A 1,329-nucleotide genomic window follows, 5' to 3' on the forward strand; every position below is an offset into this window, starting at 1 on the left:
TGTCCGAACCGGATAGATAGGTAACAGAATGGACCGATAGCATGGGTGACAGTTTTCTTGTCCGCCGGGAGGACCGGCGATGGTTTGGCGAGAGACTGGCATCATGGATGAGCGGCTTCGGTTTGTTGTGGAATGCCTTTCTGGCGAGGAGACGATGACGCAGCTGTGTACTGCCTTCGAGATCTCGCGCAAGACCGGGTACAAATGGCTTGGACGCTACCGGGAGTTCGGGCCGGAAGGGCTGCATGATCTGCCGCGGGCGCCGCTCGAGCACGGCCGGGCAACGGCAGCGGAGCTGGTGGAGCGGATCGTGGCGGAGAAGGAAGCGCATCCGCTGTGGGGGCCCAAGAAGATCATGGCCCGGCTCAAGCGTGCGGAGCCCTGCTGCGGTTGGCCTGCGGTCTCGACGGCCGGTGAGATCCTGAAGCGGCATGGACTTGTGGGGCGTAAGCGCAGGCGCTGGAAGGCGGCCGGCAACGGTCCATGGCCGGAGCCCGAGGGGCCGAACGCGCTGTGGACGGGCGATCACAAGGGCTGGTTCCGGACTGGCGACGGGTGGCGCTGCGAGCCGCTGACGGTGATGGATGGGGCGTGCCGCTATCTTCTGGCGCTCGAAGCGACGGGTTCGACGGCGGACGCCGAGGCCTGGCCGGTGTTTGAGCGCCTGTTTGAAGAGCATGGGCTGCCGGATCGGTTCAGAAGCGACAATGGCCCACCCTTCGCATCGCCTGGCGTCACGGGTCTTACGCCGCTTGCGGCGCGCTTCATCAAGCTTGGCATCGCTCTTGAGCGCATCCAGCCGGGCAAGCCGCAGCAGAACGGGCGCCATGAGCGCTTCCACCTGACCATGCTGCCGATGGCCAAGGCACCGGAGGCCGACAGGGCGTCTCAAGCTCAGGCTTTCGAGGCCTTCCGGCGCAGCTACAATGAGGAGCGCCCGCACGAGGCGCTTGGCATGGGCACCCCGGCGCAGCATTACCGTCCCTCGACCCGTCCCATGCCTAAGACGATCCCCGAGCCGGACTATCCGGGCGAGGCGGCGGTGCGCAGCGTGCGCCAGAACGGCGCCGTCAAATGGCAGGGTGCAGAGATCTACGTCTCGGCCACGCTGGCAGGCGAGCCGATTGCCATCGAAGAGACTGAGAACGGCCAATGGGCGGTGCGCTTCCATGCCCATCCGCTCGGCTTCATCGACCACAAGCACAGGAAACTGGTTCGCCGCAGCGCCGCGCCAACCCAACCGTTTGGCGCTGCCGCGAACCCATCATAAGGGGGAAAACTGTTACCTATCTATCCGGTTCAAACTGTTACCCATCTATCGGCTGGACA

At 64.9% G+C, this 1,329-nt stretch carries 1 protein-coding gene; it reads left to right on the plus strand.

Features of this window, described 5'->3' with window-relative positions; translation table 11 throughout:
* The first annotated feature begins 79 nt into the window (after window positions 1-79).
* Window positions 80-1,270 (plus strand): integrase core domain-containing protein, encoded by a 1,191-nt coding sequence (locus NP945_RS31785; protein ID WP_256748511.1) that lies wholly within the window; start codon window positions 80-82, stop codon window positions 1,268-1,270.
* Window positions 1,271-1,329 lie beyond the last annotated feature (59 nt).

Source organism: Mesorhizobium sp. LMG17149, from assembly GCF_024518695.1.
Lineage (GTDB): Bacteria > Pseudomonadota > Alphaproteobacteria > Rhizobiales > Rhizobiaceae > Mesorhizobium.